Origin of the sequence: Xanthobacter oligotrophicus, from assembly GCF_008364685.1 — a bacterium.
In the GTDB taxonomy this organism is placed as follows: Bacteria; Pseudomonadota; Alphaproteobacteria; order Rhizobiales; family Xanthobacteraceae; genus Xanthobacter; species Xanthobacter oligotrophicus.
The window spans coordinates 214111-238534 of record NZ_VTTL01000010.1 but is presented as its reverse complement, the minus strand read 5'-3'; the positions used below and the strand labels follow the sequence as shown (position 1 = coordinate 238534).

Sequence of the window (24424 nt, the reverse complement as noted above, 5' to 3'; positions counted from 1 at the left end):
ATGTCCGCGAAGCCCCCCTTCTACATCACCACCGCCATTGCCTACCCCAACGGCGTGCCCCACATGGGCCACGCCTATGAGGCGATCGCGACCGACTGCATCGCGCGCTTCAAGCGGCTCGACGGCTACGACGTGCGGTTCCTCACCGGCACGGACGAGCACGGCATCAAGATGCTCCAGACCGCCCAGAAGGCCGGGATCACCCCGCGCGAGCTGCTGGCGCGCAACGTGCCGCGCTTCGAGGCCATGGTGGAGGCGTTCAATCTCTCCATTGACGATTTCATCCGCACCACCCAGGAGCGGCACCACGCCTCCAGCCAGGCCATCTGGGAAAAGATGGCCGCCAACGGCGACATCTATAAATCCACCTATGCCGGCTGGTATTCGGTGCGCGACGAGGCCTATTACGCAGAAGACGAGACCCAGCTGAACGAGCAGGGCGTCCGCCTCGGCCCCCAGGGCACGCCGGTGGAGTGGGTGGAGGAGGAGAGCTATTTCTTCCGCCTCTCCGCCTATCAGGACCGGCTTCTGGCCTTTTATGCGGAAAACCCCGGCTTCATCATGCCGGAGGCCCGCCGCAACGAGGTGGTGAGCTTCGTGTCCGGCGGCCTCACGGACTTGTCCATCTCCCGCACCACCTTCGACTGGGGCATCCCGGTGCCCGGCGACGACAAGCACATCATGTATGTGTGGGTGGACGCGCTGACCAACTACATCACGGCGCTCGGCTATCCGGACACTGAGGCGGAGTTGTTCAAGCGTTTCTGGCCGGCGAACGTGCACGTGATCGGCAAGGACATCATCCGCTTCCACGCGGTCTACTGGCCGGCCTTCCTGTGGTCGGCGGGGCTGGAGGCGCCAAGGCGCGTGTTCGGCCACGGCTTCCTGTTCAACCGCGGGGAGAAGATGTCCAAGTCGGTGGGCAACGTGATCGACCCGTTCGATCTCGCCGCCACCTACGGCGTGGACGCCATCCGCTATTTCTTCCTGCGCGAGGTGTCGTTCGGCCAGGATGGTTCCTACAGCCACGAGGCCATTGTGGCGCGCATGAACGCGGACCTTGCCAACGACCTCGGCAACCTCGCCCAGCGTTCCCTCTCCATGATCGCCAAGAACCTCGACGGCGTGGTGCCGCAGCCCGGCCGACTCTCGCCGGAGGACGAGGCCATCCTCGCCCTGGCCGACGGCATGCTGGAAAAGAGCCGCGAGGCCATGGAGGGCCAGGCGATCCACCACTACCTCGCCGCAGTGTGGAATGTGGTGGCCGAGGCCAACCGCTATTTCGCCGCCCAGGCCCCGTGGGCCCTGCGCAAGACCGATCCCGCCCGCATGGCGACCGTGCTGTGGGTGACCGCCGAGCTGATCCGCGAAGTGGGCATCCTGGTGCAGCCGGTGATGCCCGAAAGCGCCGCCAAGCTGCTCGACCTCGTGGTGGTGCCGGCGGACGAGCGCGGCTTCGACCGGCTGGGCGCCGGCCACCGGCTGCCCGCCGGCCGCGTCCTGCCCGCGCCGGTGGGCGTGTTCCCGCGCTATGTGGAGCCGGAAACGGCCTCGTGAGCGCAAAACCGCGCGACGGGATAGATGGCGGACCCTAAAGTGTCCTATACGGGATTCTGATCATGCCGATGCGATCGGGATCCATTTCGCTCATGCACCCCATGGGCTTAACCAGATCCGGCATTTTCAACCCCAGGCGCGCCGCGTGCGCGCGACAGTGGAGGCAGCGGAAGCCGTGCGGATGACGGGCGCAAAAGGGATCTCGGCGGTGGCCCTCGTGCTGCTTCTCGCGGGCTGTGGCGGCGAACGGTACGACCGCGCCCCGCCGCAGGCATCCCTGGACCCCGTGCCCCCGATGATGCCCGCGGAGCAAGCCCCACTGCCGGAAGGCCCGGCGGTTCCGCGCATCGAGGTGCGGCTGCCGAACGCCGATGCGACCCTGGTGCGCGCGCGCATTTCCACCTCGCGCCGGGCGCGGCAGTACAACATCACCGTGGACCAGCCATCCCAGCTCGTCGCCGAGAAGCGCCTGTCGCCGGACGAGGCCATGAAGCGTACCAACGGCCAGAGCCAGGATGCGGCCTTCCGGCTCGACTACATCTTCAACACCTCCGGCGGCACCGTCACCGTCTCGCTCGAAGCCTCCATCGTCACCAATCCGGGACGGCCGGGCGAGGTGGTGCACCCCATCACCATGCCGGCCAGCGATGCCGACGCGCTCAAGCAGGAAATCTCGGCGTCCGGCTGAGGGGTTTCAGCGCGGCCGCTCGGTCCCCGAGAGACGCTCGACGAGGATGACTGTGGCGAGCGCCGCCACCGTCTTCACCACCGCACCGGGGATGAAGGGCAGGAAGCCTTTCTCCAGCGCCGCCGTCGGCCCCATCTTGGTGGCGAGCCAGCCGGCGCCGAGCACCATCAGCAACAGATGGCCCAGCGCCAGAACCCCGAAGAGGGGCAGGGGCTTCAGCCGCGCCCATGTCTCCTGCAGCCAGCCCACCAGCAGCGCGGTCAGCAGGAAGCCGACGATGAAGCCGCCCGACGGCCCGGTGAGCATGGCAAGGCCGCTGCGCCCGCCTGAAAACACCGGCAGGCCCATGAGCCCCGCAAACAGATAGATCGCCACGGTCAAGCCGCCGAACCGCCAGCCCATCAGCGCAGCGAGGGTGATCAGCACATAGCTCTGCAGCGTGATGGGCACCGGCTGGATGGGTATGGAGATCTGCGCGCTCCAGGCCAGCAGGGCGACGCCCACAACGAGCCCGGCTACCGCCCAGGCGGCGGAATAATCGGCGAGACGGGCGAGAGCGGGGCGGAAGGGAAGAACAGGCGATGGCATGTGCGAGACCCGTTGCGGCAACGCCCGCACAAAGGCCGAAGCGGCGCGCGCCGTCAACGCCGTCACCCCGGGGTATCAAGCCCGCGCGGCGCCTGAGCGAGGCCGCTCGCATGACCCGCGCCCACCTCGACGTAGCGGGGGGATGCGCTTATGTGATGGCGACCTTTCGAATGTGAAATGCCATGCTCGTCGACAGCCATTGCCATCTCGATTTTCCCGATTTCGCCGCCGAGCTGCCGGACGTGGTGGCCCGCGCCGGCGCGGCCGGGGTGTCCCATCTCGTCACCATCTCCACCCGGGTGCGGCGGTTTCCTGAGATCCTCGCCATCGCCGAACGGTTCGACCAGGTCTCCTGCTCGGTGGGCACACATCCCCACCAGGCGGCGGAAGAGCTGGACGTGACCTTGGACGAGATCGTCGCTCTCTCCCGCCACCCCAAAGTGGTGGCCATCGGCGAGGCGGGGCTCGATTATCACTACGACACCAGCCCTCGCGCCGCGCAGGAGCAGGGCTTTCGCACCCATATCGCGGCGGCGCGGGAGACCGGCCTGCCCCTGGTCATCCATGCCCGCGAGGCGGATGAGGACGTGGCCGCCATCCTGGAGGAGGAGAGCGCCAGGGGCGCCTTCCCCTTCCTGCTCCACTGCTTCACGGCGGGGCCGGATCTGGCGCGCCGGGCGTTGGCGCTGGGTGGCTACGTCTCCTTCTCCGGCGTGGTGACCTTCAAGAAGAGCGAGGACCTGCGCGCCATCGCGGCCAGCGTGCCGGCCGACCGCATCCTGGTGGAGACCGATTCCCCCTTCCTCGCGCCTACGCCCTACCGCGGCAAGCGCAACGAGCCCTCCTTCGTGCGCGAGACCGCCAAGGTGCTCGCCGAGGCGCGGAACGAGACGTTCGAGGACTTCGCGCAAGCCACCACGCGGAACTTCTTCACCCTGTTCTCCAAGGCGAAAAGCCAGCCCTGACATCAAGAGGACGCGCCCGGTGAACCACGACCGCTACGACGACGCCTACATACGCGCCATCCTGTCGCAGGTGCGGACCATCGCCATCGTGGGCGCCAGCGCCAATGCGGCCCGGCCGTCCTATTTCGTCATGAAATACCTGTCCGAGCGCGGCTATCGCGTGTTCCCGGTCAATCCGGGGCAGGCGGGCAAGACGGTTGCCGGCCTCACCTTCGTCGCGACCCTCGCGGACGTGCCCGAGCCCATCGACATGGTGGACGTGTTCCGCGCGCCGGAGCATGTGCCGGCGGTGGTGGACGAGGTTCTCAAGCTCGATCCCCGCCCCAAGGTGCTGTGGACGCAGCTTGGCGTGCGCAATGACGAGGCCGCCGCCAGGGCCGAGGCGGCCGGGCTCCAGGTGGTGATGAACCGCTGCCCCAAGATCGAGTACGGCCGCCTGTCCGGGGAGATCGGCTGGACCGGGGTGAATTCGCGCACCATCTCTTCGCGCAAGCCGCTGAGGCTGGGTCAGGGGGTGCAGCGGCTTTCCATTGCACCGCGCGGGCCTAAGGCGGATTGAAGGACAGTCCGAACGGGCGTGCCCGCAGCGCGGCGGAGGACCAGTCATCATTTATGTTGACTAATTTGATCGATAAACTTCATATTATCGCCAGTTGACACGGCGGCCCTTTTCCGCCGCAGCCGGACACTGGCGGGGGCCAAGGTGAGCGGAAGCTATTATTCCCAGGCCGTTCACGGCCCGTTTGAGACCTTTGATCTTGGTGATTTCGATCTGCTTTCGGGCGAAAAGATCCGTTCCGCGCAGCTCGCCTATGCCACCTTCGGCACGCTGGCGGCGGACAAGTCCAATGCCGTGCTGTTCCCCAGCTGGTATTCCGGCTCCAACAAGATCCTGGAACTGGCCTATGTGGGGCCGGGACGGGCACTTGATCCCGAGCGGCACTTCATCATCCTGGTGAACCAGCTCGGGGCAGGGCTTTCCTCCTCGCCGAGCAACACGCCGGTGCCGTTCAACGCGGCTCGCTTTCCCCAGGTGGCGATCGGAGACGACGTGCGGGCGCAGCACCGGCTCGTCACCGAGAAGTTCGGGATCGAGACGCTCGCGCTGGTGCTCGGCGGCTCCATGGGTGCGCAGATCACCTATGACTGGGCGGTGCGCTATCCGGACCAGGTGCGCCGCGCGGCGCCCATCGCCGGCACGGCCAGGGGCACGGCCCACAACCGGCTGCTGGTCGAAACCTTCATTGACGCCATCGTCTCCGATGCGGCCTATGATGGCGGCTCGTATGCGGACGCTGCCGCCGTGCATTGTGGCTTGCGGCGCCATGCGCGGGTGTTCGCCGCCTCCGGCTTCACCCAGAGCCTGTTCAACACGAAGGGGTGGACCGGTCTCGGCTTCACCACCACCGATGATTTCGTCACCGGCTTCGTGGAAAACCACTTCCTGCCGCAGGACCCCAACAACCTGTTGCTGCTGCTGAGAAAGTGGCGCGACAACGACGTCACCCGCGGCACCGGCCTCGATCTCGCCACCGCCCTCGGCCGCATCACGGCCAAGACCTTCGTCATCGCCATCGACGAAGATGTGTTCTTCCCCCTGTCCGACATTGCAGCCGAGCAGGTCCTCATTGCGGGCAGCAGCCTGAAGCGGGTGTCCTCCACCTGGGGGCACCTTGCCTTGTTCGGCGTGGACGCCGGCTACAACAGCGCCATCGACGCCATCTTGACCGAGCTTCTGGCCTGACCGGCACGTCCGGCCGGGCCAAGGGCGCCTTCACTTTCGCGACCGCATTTCTGCGCCCGCTCTTCCGCGCGCGCCATTTCGAGGGGTGAATTGCCATGACCACGCATATTGTGACGCCGGCCGCCGCGACGGTGAACTTCGAGGGTCGGGTGCCGGATATCTCGGAGAAGCCGCCCATCGATCCCCATCCGCTGAGCGCCTATGTCTCCTGGGCCGGCCATCGCAACCGCGGCCCGATCCTCGACGTGTTCAAGGGGATTTTTCCCAGGAGCGGCCGGGCGCTGGAACTCGCCAGCGGATCGGGGCTGCACATCAACACCTTCGCCCCGCACTTTCCGGATGTGACCTTCCGGCCGTCCGACTACGACACGGATGTTTTTCCCGCCATCAACGAGAAGCGCACCCGCGAGGGCAACGCCAACATACTCGAGCCGGTGCGCATCGACCTCACCGATCCGGCCAGCTGGCCCGATCCTGCGAACGGCCTCTTTGACGTGATCTTCGTCATCAACATCTTCCAGGTGGCGCCCCTCTCCATCGCCGACGGCATCGCGGGCCTGGGCGCACGACTGCTGGCCCCCGGCGGCTTCATCGCCATCTACGGCCCGTTCAAGGTGGAGGGTGGCTACACGACGCAGTCCAACGCGGAGTTCGACAAGACCCTCCTGTCCACCAGCGTCCCCGACTGGCACCTGAAGGACGTGAAGGACATCGCCGCCGCGGCCGAGCGCAACGGCCTCGTGCTGAAGGAGCGGCTCGACCTGCCCGCGAACAATTTCATCCTCAAGATCACCCATCCCTGATCGCAGCCCGGCCCGCGCGGGCCGGGCGCCTCATTCCCGATCCTATTGCGGAGCCAGACGCATGAGCGTTTCCAAGGTGTTTCTCTATGCCGAGATCCAGGTCTCGATCCCGTTCGGCGAGATCGACTGGAAGACCATCGACGGCCAGATGAAGGAAAACCCCGGCCTCAAGAGCAAGACCTGGCTCTCGGGCATCAACAACAACACCATCGGCGGCTTCTACGAGTTCGATTCGCTGGAGAATGCGAAGGCCTATGCCACCGGCTATCTGGCCAAGGCGGCGCAGGCGCTCGGCGGCTCGCTGTCGGTGAAGCTGTTCAACGGCGACATCACCGCCGAGGCGAGCAAGGCCATCTGGTCGCCCTTCTACAGCTGAGGACAGCGAAGCGGGAGCACCTCGTCCTCCTCGCCTTGCGGTGGGTGGCGAGGATAAACTGGCGAGCCCCTGGCTCGGGTGGACCGGCGAACAATCGGCCGCGCCGCCTGAAGAGTACCAAATCCGAGGGGCACGGTCGCCGAAGGCGGGCCGGACAGACAGCGGAGAGAAACGGAAATGAGTGAGCACGAGCCGGGTTTTGCCACCCTCGCCATCCATGCAGGCGCGCAGCCGGACCCGACCACGGGCGCACGGGCGACCCCAATCTACCAGACCACGTCCTTCGTCTTCGACGACGTCGACCATGCCGCTGCCCTGTTCGGCCTCCAGACCTTCGGCAACATCTATTCGCGCATCACCAACCCCACCAATGCGGTGCTGGAAGAGCGCGTGGCCGCACTGGAAGGCGGCACGGCGGCGCTGGCGGTGGCCTCGGGCCATGCGGCACAGCACCTGGTGTTCCATACGCTGCTGACGCCGGGGGATGAGTTCATCGCCTCCCGCAAGCTCTATGGCGGCTCCATCAACCAGTTCAGCCACGCCTTCAAGAGCTTCGGCTGGAACGTCGTGTGGGCCGATCCCGACGACATCTCCTCCTTCGAGAAGGCGGTGACGCCGAAGACCAAGGCCATCTTCACCGAGAGCATCGCCAATCCCGGCGGCGTGGTCACCGACATCGCCGCCATCTCGGCGGTGGCGAAGAAGGCCGGCGTGCCGCTCATCGTCGACAACACGCTGGCGACGCCCTACCTGTGGCAGCCCATCAAGCACGGCGCCGACATTGTCGTGCATTCGGCCACCAAGTTCCTGGGCGGCCACGGCAATTCCATCGGCGGCGTGATCGTGGACGCGGGCTCCTTCGATTGGTCCGCCACCGATCGCTACCCGTTCCTCTCCAAGCCGCGGCCGGAATATTCCGGCATGGTGCTGCACGAGACCTTCGGCAACTTCGCCTTCGCCATCGCCGCCCGGGTGCTGGGCCTGCGCGATCTTGGCCCGGCGCTGTCGCCCTTCAACGCCTTCCTCATCCTCACCGGCATCGAGACGCTGGGGCTGCGCATGCAGCGGCACAGCGAGAATGCCCTGAAGGTGGCCGAATATCTCGCCGCCCACCCCAAGGTGGAATGGGTGAGCTATCCGGGCCTTGCGAGCGACCGCTACCATGCCCTGGCGCAGCAGTACCTGCCCAAGGGCGCCGGTGCGGTCTTCACCTTCGGCCTCAAGGGCGGCTACGAGGCGGGTGTGAAGCTGGTGTCGAACGTGGAGCTGTTCTCCCACCTCGCCAATATCGGCGACACGCGCTCCCTCATCATCCATCCGGCCTCCACCACCCATCGCCAGCTGACCGACGAGGCCAAGGTGGTTGCGGGCGCCGGGCCGGAAGTGGTGCGCCTCTCGGTGGGCATAGAGGACGTGGCCGACATCATCGGCGACCTGGAGCAGGCGCTGGCGAAGGTCTGAGGCTGCAGCCTCAGCCCGAACCCTCGGGACCATAGACCTCGCGGGTGAGCTCCAGCCACGTGCGAGCGGCGTGGGACAGGTAGCTGCCCTGCCGCCAGACGATGCCCATCCACCATTCGGTGCCCGGCTCGTCGAGCCGAATGAGGGCGATCGAGGGCGTCGCCCTCTGCACCGCGATGGTGCGGGGCAGGAAGGCGACGCCGAGACCTGCCCCCGCCAGCTCCACGATGAAATCGATCTGCCCGCTGCGCGCCGCCACCTGCGGGGCGAAGCCGTTGCGGGCGCAGGCGTCCTCCAGCACCTGATTGAGGGCGAAGCCGCCCTCGAACAGGATGAAGGGCGATGAGGCCAGCGCCGCGATGCCGGTGCTTTCGGCCCCAGCGAGCGGGTGCGCCATCGGCAGCACCGCCATCAGCGGCTCGCGCCGCACCGGCTGGCCGTCGAACCCCTCGTGCGCGGGCAACAGCGAGCCGGCCAGCTCTACCTCGCCTTCCAGCAGCATTTCCTCCAGCCGCTTCGAGCCATGCTCGGTGAGGCGGATGTCGATGCCCGGATAGCGCGCGCGGAAGATGGCGAACAGCGGCGCGAACAGCGTGCTGGCCCCGAGCGGCGGCAGGCCGAGACGCAGGCTGCCGCGCCTCAGGCCGCGCAGGTCGTCCAGTTCGGCCACCAGCCCCTCGCGCTCCGCCAGCAGGGTGAGGGCGCGGCGATAGACGATCTCCCCCGCCGCGGTGAGCTGGCTGCGATGGCCGATGCGATCGAGCAGGGGCACGCCCAGCTCGTCCTCCAGCTGCTTCACCGCCTTGGAAACGGTGGGCTGGGTGGAAAACAGCGCCTTGGCGGCCGGGGAGAAACCGCCCTGGCGCACCACCTCGACGAAGACCCTCAGGGTGCGAAGTTCCATACTATGCGATTATGGAATGAACTGAATTCAGTCAATTCATTTTCATCATACTGCACCGCATACTATATTGCCGGCAATGGCACTTCAGGTGCCGAACGGTGTGTGCCCCATGTCTGCCCCCATGTCTTCCCATTCCTTGTCCCGCCTGCCCTTGTTGCGCAACATGCTGCGCAGCATGCGCATTACGCTGCATCGCAGCATGATCCTTCAGATCGCGGTTCTCGCCGGCTTCTGGGCCCTCGGGGAAGCGACCGTGCGGCTCACTCATCTGCCCTTGCCCGGCGGCATCGTCGGCATGGTGGTGGTCCTGACCCTGCTCGGCACCGGCCACATCCGGCCCGCCGTGGTGCGGCGCGGGGCAGGGTGGCTGCTGGCTGAAATGCTGCTGTTCTTCGTCCCGGCGGTGATGGCCATCCTCGACCACGGCGAACTGATGGGCCTCGTGGGCCTCAAGATCGCCGCGGTGATCCTCACCGGCACCGTCACGGTGATGGGCGGCACCGCCCTGGCGGTGGACCTTTGCTACCGCTGGCGCATGCGCGCAGCGGCGCCGGAGGCGGGCCATGCTGCGTGATCCGCTGTTCGCCACGCTGTTCTGGTCGGCCGTCACCATCGGCTGCTATGCGGCGGCGCGGCTGGTCGCCCGGCGCTGGCGCTTCTGGTGGACCTCGCCGCTGCTTCTCACCCCGGTGGCGGTGGGCATCGTCGCCCTCAGCCTCCATACCGGCTATGCGGACTATATCCGCGGCACCCACTGGCTGGTGCTGATGATGGGCCCGGCGACGGTGGCCTTCGCCATTCCCATCTATGAGCAGCGCGCGCTCATCCGCCGCCAATGGCCGGTGCTGCTGGTGGGCGTGCTGGTGGGCTCGACGCTGGCTATGTCTACCGCCTTCCTGCTGGCAGACCTTCTGGGCCTGTCGCATACGCTCCAGCTCAGCCTGATGCCGCGCTCCACCTCCACCCCCTTCGCCATGAGCGTGTCCAGCGACATCGGCGGGTTGCCGGACCTCACGGCGGTGTTCGTGATCGTCACCGGGATCTGCGGCGCGGCCCTCGGCGAACTGGTGATGAAGCTGATGCCCCTGCGCTCATCGCTGGCGCGCGGCGCCCTGTTCGGCATGGGTGCCCACGGCGCCGGCGTCGCCCGCGCCCACCAGATCGGCGGGGAGGAGGGCTCCATCGCCGGCCTGGTGATGGTGCTCGCGGGCCTGTTCAACGTGCTGATGGCGCCCGTGGTCGCCACCTTGATGGCCTGAGGGTTGGCGCCGGGTCCTCACAGGTTGAATCAACGTGAGGGGATCCGGCTACAATCCTGAGGAAAAACAGAATTTTCCCGGTCCTATCCCTTCACTAGCCGCAGCTTCGGCGCGGCCGGCTCGACCGGCCCCGAAAGCCCGCCCAGATGCAGCGTGGCCACCACCAGCACCAGGGTGGCGCCGAACTGGTGGGCCAGCGCCAGATCGATAGGCACCTGGTGGATCAGCGTCAGGATGCCCAGCGAGGCCTGCGCGGTGACGAGGGCGAACAGCACCCACGCCCGCTGCGCCGCGATGCCACCCGCCCGTCGGGCATCGAGGGCATGGAGTAGGGTGAGCGTCCAGAGGGCATAGGCGATCATGCGGTGGTTGAACTGCACCGTCAGCGCATTCTCGAACAGGTTGCGCCAGAACGGCTCCGCCGCCGCCAGCTGGGCGGCCGGGGGGATAAGGTGGCCGTCCATGAGCGGCCAGGTATTAAAGGCCATGCCGGCATCAAGTCCCGCCACCAGCCCGCCGGCGAAGATCTGCACCAGCACCAGCACCACCAGCGCCCACGCGGTGGCCCGCAGGCGTCCACCCGCCACCTGCCGCGGCTCCGGCGACAGGGAGCGGGCGACTGCCACGATGGCGGACAGGATGATGCAGGCCAGCGTCAGATGGATGGCGAGACGGTACTGGCTCACCGAGACGCGCGCGGTCAGCCCCGACGCCACCATCCACCAGCCGACCGCGCCCTGAAGGCCACCCAGCAGGAACAGGACCAGGCACTTCGCCAGCAGCCGCCCCCGCAATACGCCGCGCCAGGCGAACCACAGGAAGGGCAAGAGGAAGGCGAAGCCGATGAGCCGGCCGAGCAGGCGATGGCCCCATTCCCACCAATAGATCCGCTTAAACGCCTCCAGCCCCATGCCCTTGTTGAGGATCTCGTATTGGGGAATGGCCTGGTACTTGTCGAACTCGGCCTGCCAATCGGCCTGCGAGAGCGGGGGCAGGGCACCGGTGACGGGCTTCCACTCGGTGATGGAGAGGCCCGATTCGGTGAGGCGGGTCGCGCCCCCCACCACCACCATGGCGATGATGAGTGCCGCAACGGCATAAAGCCACAGGCGCACGGCGCCAAGACCGGGGCCGCGTCGGTCGCGGGGGAGCGTGATGACCTCGACGTGCGGCATGTGTCCCTCAGTTTCCGTGCGATCCCGGGGGGCTGGCTCAGGTTCGGGCAGGCCGATCCGTGTCCGCTCCCGCGATGCGCGCAAGACGAATGATCGCATGTTCCCGCCGGCCGGACATGGGCCCAGCGGGGATGCGCTCTGGCCCCTCGGGTTCGATCCGTTATAGAGGGCGCTTATGGCGCGCAAGGGCGCGGGTGCCGCATGCCCTCGGGTGCGCCCCCTGTGCGTCGCCGAGACGAGGGAGACGAGGTCCATGCCCCAACGCATCCGCAAGCTCATCGGCACGGTGCTGCTGCTCCTGCTCGTGGTGTTCTGGGCGCTCTCCGCCATGGCCTTCGCTCAAGGTCGCGTCACCGAGCTCGGCTGGTTCCTGCAGATGATCTGCTACACCCTGCTGGGGGCGTTCTGGATCGTCCCCGCCGGCCTGCTGATCCGCTGGATGGAGCGGCCAGACCGTAAGGTCTGAATAAAAATCATTCTATTACAATATGATGCATCAGTTCACTCAAGTGAACCATGAGGCTCGTTTGGCGTAATTTGCTGCGCTGCACAATTATAATGGCGCCGCTTTCAGTCGTACCATTAGTCGGCTTAATAAGATTATTCGTCGGCTATTGATTTGGTTGCAGCCTCAGGCGGCGCCGGCATAACGCAGCGGTGCAGCGCGGCGGCCCATGGCAAATGCCTGTGCGTCGAGGGTCGGCAACGGCGACGCATCACCTTCGGTCTTGTCGTCCGCGTCCTGCGGCGTGGCGAGGCACAGCATCACCACGCGGGCGAAGCGCTGCTGCGCCAAAGCGTCGAAGCTTTCCACCGCCGCGGTGGAGGGGGCGGTGTCGGCCGTCAGGCACACCACCAGCGGATCGAGGGCGGACAGGCGGTCGCCGCCTTCCGCACCCGACAGGCTCGGGGCGGCGACCACCACGTAATCATAGGTGCGTGTGAGCGCCCCCAGCACCAAAGCGAGGCGCTCGGCCCCCACCACGAACGATCCGCCACGCGCATCGCGACCGGGCGGGATCACATGGGCGCGGGAGCGGGCGTCGCGGTGGATGGTCTCGCCGAAGCCGGCCACGCCGAACAGCAGTTCGCTCATGCCCGGCGCAAAGGAATCGGGCACGAGCCGGGCGAGGCACGCGGAGCCGCCGTCGAGGGCCACCAGCGCCACGCGCGCCTCTTCCGAGAGCCGCCGGGCGAGGGCGATGGCAATGGCGGCCGAGGCCTCCGGCAGGTCGTCGGAACTGACAATGACGAGGGGCGAGGAGCCGGACCGCGTCATCTGGACCGCAAGCCGGGCCACAGCCGGCTCGATCTGAAGCCCGCCATCGGGTCCGCCGAGCCATGCGATGCGGTGGCTGCCCTTGAGTTCCAGCGGCAGGTCGGTGCCGTTCAGCGGTCCCTGGACTTCGGGCGCGGCGGCGGCGTTGCGCTGGGCGATCAGCAGGGTCAGGGCGGCGGCCAGCAGCAGACCGAGCGCCAGCAGGCGCGGCGGATCGGGCAGGAAAGCCACGCGCGCCGGCTCCCCGCGCCGCAGGGCGGGCAGGACGGCCGGCTCATCCCCTGCGGCCCGCGTGGTCGCGTCCAGGGCGAGGAAGGCGGCCACATAGGCATCCGCCGCGCGCAGGGCCAGCCCCGGCGTCGGCGCCGACAGGGACAGGCTCAAGGCGCGCCCGCCGTTGATGGTGGTGACAGCAAGATCGTCGAGCAGCCGCCAGGCGGCGCGCACCGCTTCCGGACGATCCTGCGCCTCGGCGCGGGCGCCGCCGAGTTGACGCCACAGCCCCTCCGCCAGCCGCGCACGGTCCTCGGGCGCGAGCCGGCCGGCGACCGCATAAGCCAGCTCCCGGGAGGCGAGCACCTGCGCCACGCCGCGCGCGGCGGCTGCGGGCGGCTGGGTGCCCACGTCGAAGGCAACGGTGGTGGTGGCGGTGAAACGCAGGGGAAAGAAGCTCGCGACGACGGCCAGGAGAAGGGAGAACCACGCCACCTGCCAGAGGCCGGGGCGCCATGCGCGAGCGTTTCCCCACCGTGCGGTGCGGGCCTCAGCCACATCCGTGTGCGCCACGTCCGTGTGCACCATTGGGCCGCTCTCCCCGGAGCCGGACCCGACGCAGCTCACAAAAGCCGCCCGGACCGTCCCGAACCTTCGAGGCAGGGACCGTTTCGCCGACCGGACGTGAAGCACCCCGGTCGGAACGGCCCCTCGCAGGCGGCGCGAGTCGCACCAGCCTTCATCGAGTTGAGCGGATTATGGTTGATGGTTGGTAAACGAGGCTGTCAGAGCCGTCCGCAAGGGGGTGCCGTCACCGGTCCTCCCAGCTGGGTGCACGCTTGGCGAGGACCGCGGAAATGCCTTCGTCGGCGTCGCGGGCCAGCATGTTCTCGGCCATGACGCGGGAGGCATAGGCATAGGCGTCGTCCAGGCCCATCTCCATCTGGCTGTAGAAGGCGGCCTTGCCGAGCTTTACCGGCACCTGGGACTTCTCGGCGATTCGGCGCGCGAGGGCCTGCGCCTCGGCCAGCGCCTCGCCGGCCGGCACCACGCGGTTGACGAGGCCCATGCGGCGGGCCTCCTCCGCCTCCACCCATTCGCCCAGCAGCAGCATTTCCATAGCGTGCTTGCGCACCAGGTTGCGCGAGAGCGCCACCATGGGGGTGTGGCAGAACAGGCCGATGTTCACCCCCGGCGTGCAGAAGCGCGCCTTCTCCCCCGCCACGGCGAGGTCGCAGCTCGCCACCAACTGGCAGCCGGCGGCGGTGGCCATGCCTTCCACGGCGGCAATCACCGGCTGGGGCAGGCGGACGATGGCCGTCATCAGCGTGGCGCAGCGCTCAAGCACGTCCTCGAAATAGGCCCGGCCCCGGTCGGCGTCGCCGCGATGGGCCTGGATCTCCTTCAGGTCGTGGCCGGCGGAATAGACCGGGCCTTCCGCCGCCAGCACTACGGCGCGCACGGTGGTGTCCGCCGCGATGGCCGCGAGGGCGGAGGTGAGCGCGGCCATCATCGCCTCGGAGAGGCTGTTGCGCACCTCCGGCCGCGCCAGCGTGAGCGTCAGGACACCGCCGTCACGGCTCGTCGTCACGACGGGGGCCGCCGCGCCGGCGACGGGGTGGGCCGATGGCTCAGCCGACATGGGTTTTCGCCCTCTTCTGTTTGACCTTCGGGGTACTATCCTATTCACAAGAAGCACCCGGCGCGAGCCGGGCCAAAGCGCATTCAGGGGCAGGGGACGAGAGGCATGGACGCGGCGCGCGGTGCGGTAATGTCGGTGAAGGAGCTGGAAGCCTTCCTCACGCTGGAGTTTCCCCAAGCCTTCGGGCCGGGCAAGCCGCACCACGTGGAAGGCGTGGGCCGCAACGTCGCCACTGTCCGCCTCGATGCGGATGAAAGCCACCTGCGGCCCGGCGGCACGGTTTCCGGCCCGGCCATGATGGCGCTGGCGGATGTGGCCATCTACGTGGCCCTGCTTGGCCAGATCGGGCCGGTGGGGCTGGCCGTGACCACCAACCTCTCCATCAATTTCCTGCGCAAGCCGTCGCCAGGTCCCGTGTTCGCCGACGCCAAGCTGATCAAGCTGGGCAAGCGCCTTGCGGTGGGCGAGGTGGGGCTGCGGGGGCCGGGCAGCGACGAACTGGTCGCCCATTGCGTCGCCACCTATTCCATCCCGGATCGGCCGGCATCCTGATCCCCGTCAAGGACGCCGCACCTCCAAGCCGCTAGAGACGGGTGTTCCGATGGGATTGCGACGCAATCTCGCCGGAACCCGCTCCAGGGATGGCTCAAGGGGAGAGGCGGCCATGGCGACCATCCTGATCATCCAGGGGCATCCCGACCCCGGCGGCGGCCATCTGTGCCACGCGCTGGCGGATGCCTACGCGGCCGGGGCGCAGGCGGCCGGCCATACCGTGCTGCGGGTGGACGTGGGCCGGCTCGACATCCCGTTGCTGCGCACCCAGCATGATTTCCGCCATGCCCCGCCGCTCCATGCCCTTGCCGCCACCCGCGCGGCGCTGGTGGAGGCGGAGCATGTGGCGCTCTTCTTCCCGCTCTGGCTCGGCGGCATGCCCGCCGTGCTCAAGGGCTTCCTGGAACAGCTGCTGCGGCCGGGCTTCGCCTTCGATTATGTGGAGGGCGGCGGCACGCGGATGCTGCTGGAAGGTCGGTCCGCCCGGGTGGTGGTGACCATGGGCATGCCGGCGCTCATCTTCAGGCTATGGTATCTCGGGGCGGGGATCTCGGCGCTGACGCGCAACATCCTGGGCTTCGTGGGCTTTTCTCCGGTGCGCGCCACCGTGCTCGGCGGCGTCGAGGCGGCGGGCGAGGCAAGACGCCGGCGCTGGCTTGACCGGATGGAGGCCCTCGGCCATGCCGGCAGATAGGCCAAGGTCATGGGATTATAGGTCGTTTTTTAACGGTGTTATAACACCATTTTTATAATGCATTGTTTTATAATGATTTTTACTGCAATTGAAGCGTTGACTGATGCGCGAGCCTCCACTAGAAGCCGTTCATCGCCGGATCGCGATTGGCCGCAAGGCCGTCGCGACCGGCCTTCTTATTCGGAAGCATCCCATGAAGACGTATTCGGCCAAGCCTGCCGAAATCGAGAAGAAGTGGGTGGTGATTGACGCCAGCGGCCTCGTCGTAGGCCGGCTCGCGACCATCATCGCCACGCGCCTGAAGGGCAAGCATCTGCCCATCTACACCCCCCACGTGGACTGCGGCGATAACATCGTCGTGGTGAACGCGGAGAAGGCGGTGTTCACGGGCCGCAAGAAGGAACAGAAGGTCTATTACCATCACACCGGCTTCCCGGGCGGCATCAAGGAACGGACCGCGAAGTTCGTGCTCGAAGGCCGCTTCCCGGAGCGTGTCATCGAGAAGGCGGTGGAGCGCATGCTCGCCCGCGGCCCGCTGGGTCGCAAGATCATGGGCAACCTGCGTGTCTACAAGGGCCCGTCCCACCCGCACGAGGCCCAGCAGCCGGTCGCCCTCGACGTGGCGGCGCTCAACCGCAAGAACGTGAGGAACTGACATGGCCGAGGTTCTCCAGTCCCTCGACGCTCTCGGCGCGGCCAGCGTTGCCGCCGTCCAGCCCGATGCCCCCGTGCATGTCCAGAAGCTGGACAAGTTCGGCCGCGCCTATGCCACCGGCAAGCGCAAGAACGCGGTCGCCCGCGTGTGGGTTCGCCCCGGTACCGGCAAGGTCACCGTCAACGACCGGGACATCGAGGTGTATTTCGCCCGTCCCGTGCTGCGCCTCATGATCAACCAGCCCTTCCAGGCTGCGGCGCGTGAAGGCCAGTACGACGTGGTGTGCACCGTCTCCGGTGGCGGCCTCTCCGGTCAGGCCGGCGCAGTGCGCCACGGCATCTCCAAGGCGCTCACCTATTACGAGCCCGAGCTGCGCAGCCCCCTCAAGAAGGGCGGCTTCATCACCCGCGACAGCCGCGTGGTCGAGCGCAAGAAGTACGGCCGCGCCAAGGCCCGTCGTTCGTTCCAGTTCTCCAAGCGCTGATCGGGCGGAACGCTTCGGCAAAAATGCGAACGGCGGGGCTCAGGCCCCGCCGTTTTCTTTTGTGCGCCATGCGGTGTCTGGGTATTCCAAGCCGCGCCGCCGAAACGCAAATGGCCGGGACGAGCCCGGCCATGCGCAAATAATCGAGAATGGAAGCGAGCCCCCGGAAGGGCCAACGCGTATCAGAAGCTCGGGGTGTCGCCGTCGAGGGGGCTCCACTGGCCGTTGACGGTGGGGTCGCCGGGCGGGCCGGAACCGTAGCCGCCCGAGAGGTCCGGCGGGAACACGTAGTCGTTGTTGCGGTCGTTGCCGATCTTCACGTCGGGGCGGATGGCGGGGCCCGGGCCGGGATCGAGATAATTGCCCTGGGGAATGACCGGCAGCTGGATGACACGCGGCGAAACCTGGATCCGCTGGCCGGACGAATAAGTCTGCGCCGAAGCCTGGACGGCGGCCGCCGCCATTATCGCCAGCAGCATCGCTCCCGCGGTGCCGTTCGCTCCCCAGCTCACATGCGCCATGATACCGTCCCGCATCCCGCCGAGCGAAACCGCCCGCTGCCGCCTTGAAGCACGTTCCCGCCGGGGTGTGAAGGGGTGTGCCGCCGCCATCGCGATGGCACCGGAGGAAGACGCCAAAGACAATTGCCCATGGCGCGGCAGCACGGCATCTTCGCCTGAGGGTTCGGAAGGCGCGTCGGGTTCGGCGCGTCCGTTGCGGAGGTCTCCCATGGTGCGGCCCCGGCATATGGTGGCCCGGCTCCTCGCCGGGATGATCCTAGCGACCAGCACGCTCACCGCCTTCGAGACCCAGGCGGCACCGGCGCGGATCATCCTGTTGCGCCATGGCGAGAAAGCCGGCCCCTGGCAGCTGTGCGCGCTGGGGATGGAGCGGGCGCGCGCGCTGGCGGCCTATTATCTCGGGTTCAACGCGCAGAAGTCCCTGTTCCGGCCCGGGGAAACGCCGAAGGCGATCCTCGCCATCTCCATGCACACGCTGGATACCATCTTCCCGGTCGCCGAGAGCTGGGAGATGCCGGTCACCTTCTACAGCGCCATGCCCGAGCCGCGGGGCGACGGCTTCCACCTGAGCGTCGAGCGGCTCAACCAGCGCACCCGCGAGGCGGTGCGCGACATGCTAACCAACCCCGAATGGGCCGGGCAGACGCTGGTGGTGGACTGGGAGCACGACCACATCGCCAAGACCGACCTCGACCGCGATCACATGGCCGCCGCCCGCGATGCGGCCAAGGACCGGAGCGAGCCGGTGGAGCGGGTCACCATCTACGACCTGCTGCACCTCGATCGGCTCAAAGGCGTGCCGTACACGTGGCCGAGCGACACCTACGACTATTTCTGGATCATTGATTTCGATGCCCAGACCGGCCAGCCGTCCGCCTTCACCATGGTGAAGCAGGAATTCGGGCCACCCTTCGCCGAAGTGCCGGACAACGACTGGGGCACGCCGGAGGGCGGCTTGCTCCGCTCGTTGAAAGGTTGCACCTGACGCCTCGTCGCGCCGGATTCGGCCGCGAACCGCGTCTGGATGAATGCGGGCCGGGCGCAACGCGACGTGCGAAGGCCGCCGGACACCGCCCGTGTCGGCCTCCGCACCAACTGTCCGGTCCGCGACAGTCCAAACTTATTTCTTGTACTTGCGGAGCATCATCTCGATGGCGGTCACGGATTCCGACACGTTCAGCCAGTTTTCCGCCTGTTCGTCGTTCTTGAATTCCCGGCCGAGATTGATGGGTTCATCGTGTCCCGTCACGTGCAGGAAACAGGCCCACTTGCCGTTGGGCAGTTGATCCACGGTGACCTTATGGTCGGACATGCTGCGATCCTCGCCTGCGCTGTGTGCGCTATGTTTGCTTCACGGGCGGCGGCGCAATACTGGACATCCGCCGCCCGGCCAGCCCAATGCAATAGGCCTGCCAGAACAGGCAGATCGGCGGCTTGACCCCCGCCTCCGCCGGGGCCACCACTGATGCAGGTCGGGGGAGGGAGGGCGAGATGGACGAGATGCGCGTGCGGCTGGAAAGCCCGGAGACCTTCGAACCGCTGCTCCGCCTGGCGCTGCGGTTCGGGACGCTGGCGTTGCTGCTCATCTGGTGCTTCACCATCATGAAGCCGTTCCTCAACCCCATCCTGTGGGGGCTCATCATCGCCATTGCGTCTCACCCGCTGTTCGTCCGGCTCAGGGCGGCGGTCCACGGCCGCACCGCCGTGGCAGCCACGCTCTACGTGCTGCTCGCCCTCGCGCTGCTGGTGCTGCCGGCCTATCTCCTCGCCGATACGCTGATCGTGAGCCTCAAGCTTTTGGCCCATCACCTCGCGGATGGAACCCTGCGGGTGCCTCCACCGCCGGATTCGGTGCGTTCCTGGATCCTGGTGGGGGACCCCATCCACCGCTTCTGGCTGCTTGCCTCCACCAATCTCGACCAGGCCTTCGCCTCGATCACCCCGGAGCTCACCTCCATGGGGCGCTCCATGGTCTCGGGGGTGTCGGATGTGCTGGTGGGCTTCCTTGAATTCATCATCGCCATCTTCGTGGCGGCGGCCTTCATGGCCAATGCGGCGAGCGGGCAGCGGATCGCCGGCGATGTCGCCATCCGGCTCGCGGGCGAAGGCGGGCGCAGCTATGCGGACCTTGCGGTGCGCACCATCCGCAGCGTCACCAAGGGCATCATCGGCGTCGCCCTCATCCAGTCGCTGCTCGCGGGCCTCGGCTTCCTGGCGGCGGATATCCCGGCGGCGGGATTGCTGGCGCTCTTGTGCCTGATCATCGCCATCGTGCAGCTGCCGCTGGTGCTGGTGCTGCTGCCGGTGGTCATCTACGCCTTCACCATTCTCGATCCCGTCCCCGCCGTGGTGTTCGCGGTGTGGTGCACGGGCGTGTCGCTGATCGAGCACGTACTGCGGCCGCTGATGCTGGCGCGCGGGGTGGATGTGCCCATGCTGGTGGTGTTCATCGGCGCCATCGGCGGACTGCTCACCTCCGGCGTGCTCGGCCTGTTCGTCGGGCCGGTGGTGCTGGCGCTCGGCTACACGCTGGTGCTCGCCTGGCTGCAGGCCGCGCCCCGTGGCGGCGCTGGCGCCGATCGGGATATGGAAAGCCTTTGAAGCCTGTCCCTTCGTCCGGGAACGGCATTCCGCCGGCGCGTTCTGCGCGCCGGCGGAAACGCGTGGTTCAGTGCCCCACCACCGGCGCGATGACGGTGGGGACCATGCTGGTGAAGGGCGGCAGATAGGCCTGGGCCATGATCAGCAAGCCCACCAGCACCGCCAGCGCGATGGAGTGGAAGAACACATAGCGCAGGATGGAGCCTTCGTGCCCGTACCACTTGGTGGCGGTGGAGGCGACGACGATGGACTGTGCGTCGATCATCTTGCCCATGACGCCGCCGGAGGAGTTGGCTGCCGCCATCAGCACCGGGTTCAGGTGGAGCTGCTGCGCGGTGATCTTCTGCAGGCCGCCGAACAGCACGTTGGACGCGGTGTCCGAGCCGGTCACCGCCACGCCGACCCAGCCGAGCAGGGTGCCGAACAGCGGGTAGAACCAGCCGGTATGGGCGAAGGCGAGGCCCAGCGTGGCGTCGAGGCCCGAATAGCGGGTGACGAAGCCCAGCGCCAGCATGCAGGCGATGGTGAGCAGCGAATAGCGGATCATGTACAGCGTCTTGCCGTACATCTTCACCAGGCCTGCCGGGCTGTAGCCGAGCACGAGCCCGGAGACGATGCCGGCGAGCAGGATGCCGGTGCCGGTGGCGGAGACGAGATTGAGGCTGAACACCGCAGCCTCGGTATGGGGCGCGGCCACCACCGGGGGCACCTTCTGCACCAGCTGGTGCAGGCCTTCCACCGGGAACTTGGCCACAAAGATGCCGTCGAAGAACGCCTTGGCCTCGGGCACGCCCCAGATGAACACGAAGAGCGAGAGGATGATCCAGGGCAGCCAGGCCTTGAACACCGCGCCGGGCTTCTGGGTCTCGGTGGCGGGCGTGTGGCCGGTGTCCTCGCGGTCCTTGGAGGACCAGTCGCGGGGTGCTTCGGTCATGGGGCGCTTGGGCTGCCATACCCGCAGGAACAGGGCGAGGGCCGCCATGGAGGAGATGGCGGCCACCACGTCCACGAGCCACGGGCCGTGGAAGTTGGAGACGAGATACTGCGGCACCGCGAACGACAGCCCCGCCACCAGCAGCGCCGGCCACACTTCCAGCATCTTGCGGAAGCCGACAAAGGCCCAGATGAGCCAGAACGGCACGATCAGGGAGAAGAACGGCAGCTGCCGGCCGATCATGCCTGAGAGCTGCTGCAGGTCGAGCCCGGTGACGGCGGCAAGCGCGATCACGGGCGTGCCCAGGGCGCCGTAGGCCACCGGCGCGGTATTGGCGATGAGCGAAAGGCCGGAGGCGGCGAGCGGCGAAAAGCCGAGGCCGATCAGCATGGCGGCGGTGACCGCCACCGGGGTGCCAAAGCCCGCCGCGCCCTCGAAGAAGGCACCGAACGAGAAGGCGATGAACAGGAGCTGGAGGCGCCGATCATCCGAGATGCCCCGGATGGAGCGCTGGAGAACGTCGAACTCCCCTTTCTCGCTGGTGAGCTGGTAGAGAAAGATGACGTTGATGATGATCCAGCCGATGGGCATGAGCCCGAAGCCGGCGCCGTAGAGGGCGGACATCCCGGCCATCTTCACCGGCATGCCGAAGGCGAACACCGCCACCACCAGCGCGCTGGCAAGGCCCAAAAGCGCCGCCAGATGGGTGCGCATCTCGAAGATGCCGATGGCGCCGAGCAGGACTACGACCGGTACGGCCGCGAGCAACGTGGACAGCAGCATGCTGCCCATGGGGTCATAGACTTGAGACCAGATCATCGGGTGCCCCTCCAGCTTCAGGACAAGCGGGGGCGTTCGGGCGCGCGATGCGGCCCGTGCCATCTTTGCTGCCTCTGAGCGGTGTTTATAGGTATGTGAATATGGCAAACGACCCCGGACAGGCCGCGGTCAATCTTTTCCTCCGGATATGGCAACCTGGTCTTCTAATGAACCAGTATGTTCATTTCGGTAAAATACTTTGACCATACATGTCAACTGGAGAAATCTCTTTCACCGCCACATGGCGGCGGCTAAAATCAGTTCAAATCGCAAGAAGGCCGCTAAACTCTTGATTCTCCTTAAGCGGCAGAACAGATGGGCAGGATGACCAAGGACGGCATCAAGGGCGCCAGCGCCGCCGAGAGCACCGCGCGACATATCGAGGAACTGATTGTGGAGGGCGCCTTGCGCCCGGGGGAACCGCTGCTTCCGGAACGGGAGATGGCGGTGCGCCTCAACGTCTCGCGCCCCACCCTGCGGCAGGGCATGAAGATGCTGGAGGACAAGGGCCTGCTTGTCGCCGACACCAACGGCAGCCGGGTGGTGGCCCCGCTCGGGACCAGCTTCACCGACCCGCTGATCGATCTTCTGTCGTCCGGCGAGGCGGTGACGGACGACTATCTGGAGCTGCGCGCCACCCTCGAGCGCATGGCGGCGACGCTCGCCGCGACCCGCGCCAACGACGTGGACCGCGCCATCCTGCGGGAAGCCATGGAGCGCATCGACAGCGCCCATGGCGAGGCCGATGCCGGCGACGAGGCGGAAGCCGACGTGGACCTGCACCTCGCCGTCTACGAGGCGAGCCACAATATCGTCCTGCTCCACATCATGCGGGCGCTGTCGGGCATGCTGCGCAAGGGCATCTTCCACAACCGGGAAAAGCTCTACGCCCGGCCGGAGGTGCGCGACGTGCTGCGCGACCAGCACCGGGCCATCTACGAGGCCATCATGGCCCGTGATCCGGACGCCGCCGGCCGCTGCGCCGAGGCGCACATGAGCTACACCCAGCGCGTCATCGCGGAGATCGCGGCCGCCGATGCGCGCCTCGAAATCTCCCTGCGCCGCATCGAGGGCGGCGGCATTGCCTCGCGCGCCGGCAAGGCGCGCGGCTGAGATCCTGCGACTGAACCGCCCCGCGTCCCGATTTCGGCCATCCGTTGCTCTCCCCAAGATGGCGAATCGGGACTATGGTCTTGTTGTTCGCCCTATCCCCTGTATTTAAGTACCTCACACAAGTAGACCAACGAAATCACCGGCACCCGCGGCTGTTTCGCGGGCGATGACACTTCCCACACGACATGCACCCTCGGGTGTGATGGCGTGATCCGGGAAGAGAGTCCGACGAAAAACGCCGCTAGGGCGTTCCGAAGATCTGGGGAGGACCGACATGTCGCGCGCCCGTGCTGTCCGCATCGCTTCGCTGCTGTTGCTCGGTCTGCTTGCCCCATCCGTTGCGCGCGCCCAAGGGGACGTTCCGGCGGGCGGCATTCCGGTGGGCGTCGTTGCAGCCGAGCTCAAGCCCATCTCCGACGCCATGGAATTCGTCGGCCGCGTGGAGGCGCCGGAACGGGTGGAGATCCGCGCCCGGGTGAAGGGCATGCTGGAAGCCGTCCTGTTCAAGGAAGGCGAGACGGTGAAGGAGGGCGCGCCGCTCTACCGCATCGAGAAGCCGCTGTTCCAGGCGGATGTGGAGAATGCCGAAGGCGACGTGGAGCGGGCCAAGGCCGCCCTCAGCCTCGCCAAGATCCAGCGCGAGCGGGCCGAGGAACTGGTCGCCAAGAATGCCGGCACGGTGGTGGCCCGCGACCAGGCGGTGGCGAACGAGGAATCATCCAAGGGCGCGCTGCTGTCTGCTGAAGCCAGCCTCCACACCACGCAGATCAATCTCGGCTACACCGATATCGTCTCGCCCATCACCGGCCGCATCGGCCGCTCGGCGGTCACCCGCGGCCACATCGTGGGGCCGGACAGCGGCGTGCTCGCCACGGTGGTGAGCCAGGACCCCATGTACGTCACCTTCCCGGTGAGCCAGCGCGACTATCTGGAGGCGCAGAAGGACGAGGGGAAGATAGACCTCTCCAACGTGGAGGTGCGCATCAAGTTCGCCGACGGCGGGGTCTATGGCGAGGTGGGGCGGGTGAATTTCGTGGACGTGTCGGTCAATCGCACCACCGACACCATGATCCTGCGCGCCGACGTGCCCAACCCCGCCGGCAAGCTGGTGGATGGCCAGCTGGTCCGCGTGGAGCTGAAGGCGGGGACGCCGGAGGAGCGGGTGGTGATCCCACAGGCGGCGCTGATCGCCGACCAAGCCGGCGTCTATGTGTTCGTGGTGGAGAACGGCAAGGCGGTGGTGCGCCGGGTGAAGACCGGCGGCACCCAGGGGCCGAACATCATCGTTACAGATGGGGTGAAGGCCGGCGAGCCGGTGATCGTGGAGGGCTTCGAGAGCCTGAAGCCCGGCGTCGCGGTGCGCGCAACCCCGACGGCCATCGGCCTGAAAGGCTGAG

Annotated in this window: 27 protein-coding genes; 19 read left to right on the top strand and 8 right to left on the bottom strand. The window is 67.2% G+C overall.

All coding sequences use genetic code 11. The features are described 5' to 3' along the window. Both metG and FZ033_RS17815 read left to right on the top strand, forming a co-directional pair. Positions 1-1557: a methionine--tRNA ligase gene (metG, locus tag FZ033_RS17820; RefSeq protein ID WP_149577418.1), complete on the top strand. Its 1557-nt coding sequence runs from the start codon at positions 1-3 to the stop codon at positions 1555-1557. 181 nt (positions 1558-1738) lie between these two features. After that, positions 1739-2245 (top strand): hypothetical protein, encoded by a 507-nt coding sequence (locus FZ033_RS17815; protein WP_149577417.1) that lies wholly within the window; start codon positions 1739-1741, stop codon positions 2243-2245. A gap of 6 nt (positions 2246-2251) precedes the next feature. On the opposite strand, the gene FZ033_RS17810 is transcribed toward FZ033_RS17815, so the two are convergent. Next, a complete protein-coding gene (locus FZ033_RS17810) occupies positions 2252-2833 on the bottom strand; it encodes a biotin transporter BioY (protein WP_149577416.1) in 582 nt (193 codons plus the stop codon). A gap of 182 nt (positions 2834-3015) precedes the next feature. Here FZ033_RS17810 and FZ033_RS17805 point away from each other — a divergent pair, with 182 nt between their 5' ends. From FZ033_RS17805 to FZ033_RS17780, 6 genes are all read left to right on the top strand, one after another. Further along, positions 3016-3798, top strand: coding sequence for a TatD family hydrolase (locus FZ033_RS17805; RefSeq protein WP_149577415.1), 783 nt, complete (start codon positions 3016-3018; stop codon positions 3796-3798). A 19-nt stretch (positions 3799-3817) separates the two neighbouring features. Continuing rightward, entirely contained in the window at positions 3818-4357 is a 540-nt protein-coding gene (locus tag FZ033_RS17800; RefSeq protein ID WP_149577414.1) for a CoA-binding protein, read from the top strand. Positions 4358-4501: 144 nt separating this feature from the next. Next, positions 4502-5542 (top strand): alpha/beta fold hydrolase, encoded by a 1041-nt coding sequence (locus tag FZ033_RS17795; protein WP_149577413.1) that lies wholly within the window; start codon positions 4502-4504, stop codon positions 5540-5542. A 95-nt stretch (positions 5543-5637) separates the two neighbouring features. Then, positions 5638-6345, top strand: coding sequence for a DUF938 domain-containing protein (locus FZ033_RS17790; protein ID WP_149577412.1), 708 nt, complete (start codon positions 5638-5640; stop codon positions 6343-6345). Between the two features lie 61 nt (positions 6346-6406). Further along, on the top strand, positions 6407-6721 hold the full coding sequence (locus FZ033_RS17785; RefSeq protein WP_149577411.1) for a YdhR family protein: 315 nt from the start codon (positions 6407-6409) through the stop codon (positions 6719-6721). A gap of 177 nt (positions 6722-6898) precedes the next feature. Beyond that, a complete protein-coding gene (locus tag FZ033_RS17780) occupies positions 6899-8182 on the top strand; it encodes an O-acetylhomoserine aminocarboxypropyltransferase (protein ID WP_149577410.1) in 1284 nt (427 codons plus the stop codon). Positions 8183-8192: 10 nt separating this feature from the next. On the opposite strand, the gene FZ033_RS17775 is transcribed toward FZ033_RS17780, so the two are convergent. Next, positions 8193-9086 carry a LysR family transcriptional regulator gene (locus tag FZ033_RS17775; protein WP_149577409.1) on the bottom strand — a complete coding sequence of 298 codons (894 nt, stop codon included), beginning with the start codon at positions 9084-9086 and terminating at the stop codon, positions 8193-8195. A 109-nt stretch (positions 9087-9195) separates the two neighbouring features. Between FZ033_RS17775 and FZ033_RS17770 the strand changes: the two genes are divergently transcribed. Both FZ033_RS17770 and FZ033_RS17765 read left to right on the top strand, forming a co-directional pair. After that, positions 9196-9660, top strand: a complete 465-nt coding sequence (locus FZ033_RS17770; protein ID WP_408068493.1) for a CidA/LrgA family protein — start codon at positions 9196-9198, stop codon at positions 9658-9660. After that, positions 9650-10345 (top strand): LrgB family protein, encoded by a 696-nt coding sequence (locus FZ033_RS17765; protein WP_149577408.1) that lies wholly within the window; start codon positions 9650-9652, stop codon positions 10343-10345. Before FZ033_RS17770 ends, FZ033_RS17765 begins: the two co-directional genes overlap by 11 nt. Positions 10346-10428: 83 nt before the next feature. Here the strand turns inward: FZ033_RS17765 and FZ033_RS17760 are convergent, their stop codons facing one another. Then, a complete protein-coding gene (locus tag FZ033_RS17760) occupies positions 10429-11520 on the bottom strand; it encodes a COX15/CtaA family protein (RefSeq protein ID WP_149577407.1) in 1092 nt (363 codons plus the stop codon). A 253-nt stretch (positions 11521-11773) separates the two neighbouring features. Here FZ033_RS17760 and FZ033_RS17755 point away from each other — a divergent pair, with 253 nt between their 5' ends. Further along, positions 11774-11986, top strand: a complete 213-nt coding sequence (locus tag FZ033_RS17755; RefSeq protein ID WP_012116308.1) for a DUF2842 domain-containing protein — start codon at positions 11774-11776, stop codon at positions 11984-11986. Positions 11987-12151: 165 nt separating this feature from the next. On the opposite strand, the gene FZ033_RS17750 is transcribed toward FZ033_RS17755, so the two are convergent. Then, positions 12152-13600 carry a hypothetical protein gene (locus FZ033_RS17750; RefSeq protein ID WP_149577406.1) on the bottom strand — a complete coding sequence of 483 codons (1449 nt, stop codon included), beginning with the start codon at positions 13598-13600 and terminating at the stop codon, positions 12152-12154. A gap of 223 nt (positions 13601-13823) precedes the next feature. Next, positions 13824-14654: an enoyl-CoA hydratase gene (locus FZ033_RS17745; protein WP_149577405.1), complete on the bottom strand. Its 831-nt coding sequence runs from the start codon at positions 14652-14654 to the stop codon at positions 13824-13826. Between the two features lie 105 nt (positions 14655-14759). Between FZ033_RS17745 and FZ033_RS17740 the strand changes: the two genes are divergently transcribed. The 4 genes from FZ033_RS17740 to rpsI all read left to right on the top strand — a co-directional run bounded on the left by FZ033_RS17740 (position 14760) and on the right by rpsI (position 17039). After that, positions 14760-15206: a PaaI family thioesterase gene (locus FZ033_RS17740; protein WP_149577404.1), complete on the top strand. Its 447-nt coding sequence runs from the start codon at positions 14760-14762 to the stop codon at positions 15204-15206. Between the two features lie 112 nt (positions 15207-15318). Beyond that, complete coding sequence (locus FZ033_RS17735; protein ID WP_149577403.1) at positions 15319-15900, top strand: NAD(P)H-dependent oxidoreductase; 582 nt, start codon at positions 15319-15321, stop codon at positions 15898-15900. Between the two features lie 193 nt (positions 15901-16093). After that, entirely contained in the window at positions 16094-16555 is a 462-nt protein-coding gene (gene rplM, locus FZ033_RS17730; RefSeq protein WP_149577402.1) for a 50S ribosomal protein L13, read from the top strand. Position 16556: 1 nt separating this feature from the next. After that, the gene (gene rpsI / locus FZ033_RS17725; protein ID WP_149577401.1) at positions 16557-17039 is read left to right on the top strand and encodes a 30S ribosomal protein S9; all 483 of its coding nucleotides are present in this window, start codon (positions 16557-16559) and stop codon (positions 17037-17039) included. A gap of 182 nt (positions 17040-17221) precedes the next feature. On the opposite strand, the gene FZ033_RS17720 is transcribed toward rpsI, so the two are convergent. After that, positions 17222-17560 carry a hypothetical protein gene (locus FZ033_RS17720; protein ID WP_012116316.1) on the bottom strand — a complete coding sequence of 113 codons (339 nt, stop codon included), beginning with the start codon at positions 17558-17560 and terminating at the stop codon, positions 17222-17224. 208 nt (positions 17561-17768) lie between these two features. Here FZ033_RS17720 and FZ033_RS17715 point away from each other — a divergent pair, with 208 nt between their 5' ends. Then, positions 17769-18545 (top strand): histidine phosphatase family protein, encoded by a 777-nt coding sequence (locus FZ033_RS17715; RefSeq protein ID WP_149577400.1) that lies wholly within the window; start codon positions 17769-17771, stop codon positions 18543-18545. 135 nt (positions 18546-18680) lie between these two features. On the opposite strand, the gene FZ033_RS17710 is transcribed toward FZ033_RS17715, so the two are convergent. Beyond that, the gene (locus tag FZ033_RS17710) at positions 18681-18872 is read right to left on the bottom strand and encodes a hypothetical protein (RefSeq protein ID WP_012116318.1); all 192 of its coding nucleotides are present in this window, start codon (positions 18870-18872) and stop codon (positions 18681-18683) included. Positions 18873-19051: 179 nt separating this feature from the next. Between FZ033_RS17710 and FZ033_RS17705 the strand changes: the two genes are divergently transcribed. Further along, positions 19052-20161 carry an AI-2E family transporter gene (locus tag FZ033_RS17705; protein WP_149577399.1) on the top strand — a complete coding sequence of 370 codons (1110 nt, stop codon included), beginning with the start codon at positions 19052-19054 and terminating at the stop codon, positions 20159-20161. A gap of 67 nt (positions 20162-20228) precedes the next feature. Here FZ033_RS17705 and FZ033_RS17700 read toward each other — a convergent pair whose 3' ends face one another. Then, the gene (locus FZ033_RS17700; protein ID WP_149577398.1) at positions 20229-21914 is read right to left on the bottom strand and encodes an L-lactate permease; all 1686 of its coding nucleotides are present in this window, start codon (positions 21912-21914) and stop codon (positions 20229-20231) included. A gap of 324 nt (positions 21915-22238) precedes the next feature. Between FZ033_RS17700 and FZ033_RS17695 the strand changes: the two genes are divergently transcribed. Next, positions 22239-23027 carry an FCD domain-containing protein gene (locus tag FZ033_RS17695; protein WP_232847548.1) on the top strand — a complete coding sequence of 263 codons (789 nt, stop codon included), beginning with the start codon at positions 22239-22241 and terminating at the stop codon, positions 23025-23027. A gap of 274 nt (positions 23028-23301) precedes the next feature. Further along, entirely contained in the window at positions 23302-24423 is a 1122-nt protein-coding gene (locus FZ033_RS17690) for an efflux RND transporter periplasmic adaptor subunit (RefSeq protein ID WP_149577396.1), read from the top strand. The last annotated feature ends 1 nt before the right edge of the window (position 24424 follow it).

Bases quoted from the DNA above. Each gene is read 5' to 3' on its own strand.
- rplM (WP_149577402.1), top strand. From the start codon at position 16,094: ATGAAGACGTATTCGGCCAAGCCTGCCGAAATCGAGAAGAAGTGGGTG.
- FZ033_RS17785 (WP_149577411.1), top strand. From the start codon at position 6,407: ATGAGCGTTTCCAAGGTGTTTCTCTATGCCGAGATCCAGGTCTCGATC.
- FZ033_RS17745 (WP_149577405.1), bottom strand. From the start codon at position 14,654: ATGTCGGCTGAGCCATCGGCCCACCCCGTCGCCGGCGCGGCGGCCCCC.
- FZ033_RS17740 (WP_149577404.1), top strand. From the start codon at position 14,760: ATGGACGCGGCGCGCGGTGCGGTAATGTCGGTGAAGGAGCTGGAAGCC.
- FZ033_RS17815 (WP_149577417.1), top strand. From the start codon at position 1,739: ATGACGGGCGCAAAAGGGATCTCGGCGGTGGCCCTCGTGCTGCTTCTC.
- FZ033_RS17755 (WP_012116308.1), top strand. From the start codon at position 11,774: ATGCCCCAACGCATCCGCAAGCTCATCGGCACGGTGCTGCTGCTCCTG.
- FZ033_RS17770 (WP_408068493.1), top strand. From the start codon at position 9,196: ATGTCTGCCCCCATGTCTTCCCATTCCTTGTCCCGCCTGCCCTTGTTG.
- FZ033_RS17760 (WP_149577407.1), bottom strand. From the start codon at position 11,520: ATGCCGCACGTCGAGGTCATCACGCTCCCCCGCGACCGACGCGGCCCC.
- FZ033_RS17810 (WP_149577416.1), bottom strand. From the start codon at position 2,833: ATGCCATCGCCTGTTCTTCCCTTCCGCCCCGCTCTCGCCCGTCTCGCC.
- FZ033_RS17710 (WP_012116318.1), bottom strand. From the start codon at position 18,872: ATGTCCGACCATAAGGTCACCGTGGATCAACTGCCCAACGGCAAGTGG.
- rpsI (WP_149577401.1), top strand. From the start codon at position 16,557: ATGGCCGAGGTTCTCCAGTCCCTCGACGCTCTCGGCGCGGCCAGCGTT.
- FZ033_RS17715 (WP_149577400.1), top strand. From the start codon at position 17,769: ATGGTGCGGCCCCGGCATATGGTGGCCCGGCTCCTCGCCGGGATGATC.
- FZ033_RS17695 (WP_232847548.1), top strand. From the start codon at position 22,239: ATGACCAAGGACGGCATCAAGGGCGCCAGCGCCGCCGAGAGCACCGCG.
- FZ033_RS17790 (WP_149577412.1), top strand. From the start codon at position 5,638: ATGACCACGCATATTGTGACGCCGGCCGCCGCGACGGTGAACTTCGAG.
- FZ033_RS17765 (WP_149577408.1), top strand. From the start codon at position 9,650: ATGCTGCGTGATCCGCTGTTCGCCACGCTGTTCTGGTCGGCCGTCACC.
- FZ033_RS17700 (WP_149577398.1), bottom strand. From the start codon at position 21,914: ATGATCTGGTCTCAAGTCTATGACCCCATGGGCAGCATGCTGCTGTCC.
- FZ033_RS17735 (WP_149577403.1), top strand. From the start codon at position 15,319: ATGGCGACCATCCTGATCATCCAGGGGCATCCCGACCCCGGCGGCGGC.
- FZ033_RS17780 (WP_149577410.1), top strand. From the start codon at position 6,899: ATGAGTGAGCACGAGCCGGGTTTTGCCACCCTCGCCATCCATGCAGGC.
- FZ033_RS17750 (WP_149577406.1), bottom strand. From the start codon at position 13,600: ATGGTGCACACGGACGTGGCGCACACGGATGTGGCTGAGGCCCGCACC.
- FZ033_RS17775 (WP_149577409.1), bottom strand. From the start codon at position 9,086: ATGGAACTTCGCACCCTGAGGGTCTTCGTCGAGGTGGTGCGCCAGGGC.
- FZ033_RS17690 (WP_149577396.1), top strand. From the start codon at position 23,302: ATGTCGCGCGCCCGTGCTGTCCGCATCGCTTCGCTGCTGTTGCTCGGT.
- FZ033_RS17720 (WP_012116316.1), bottom strand. From the start codon at position 17,560: ATGGCGCATGTGAGCTGGGGAGCGAACGGCACCGCGGGAGCGATGCTG.
- metG (WP_149577418.1), top strand. From the start codon at position 1: ATGTCCGCGAAGCCCCCCTTCTACATCACCACCGCCATTGCCTACCCC.
- FZ033_RS17705 (WP_149577399.1), top strand. From the start codon at position 19,052: ATGGACGAGATGCGCGTGCGGCTGGAAAGCCCGGAGACCTTCGAACCG.
- FZ033_RS17805 (WP_149577415.1), top strand. From the start codon at position 3,016: ATGCTCGTCGACAGCCATTGCCATCTCGATTTTCCCGATTTCGCCGCC.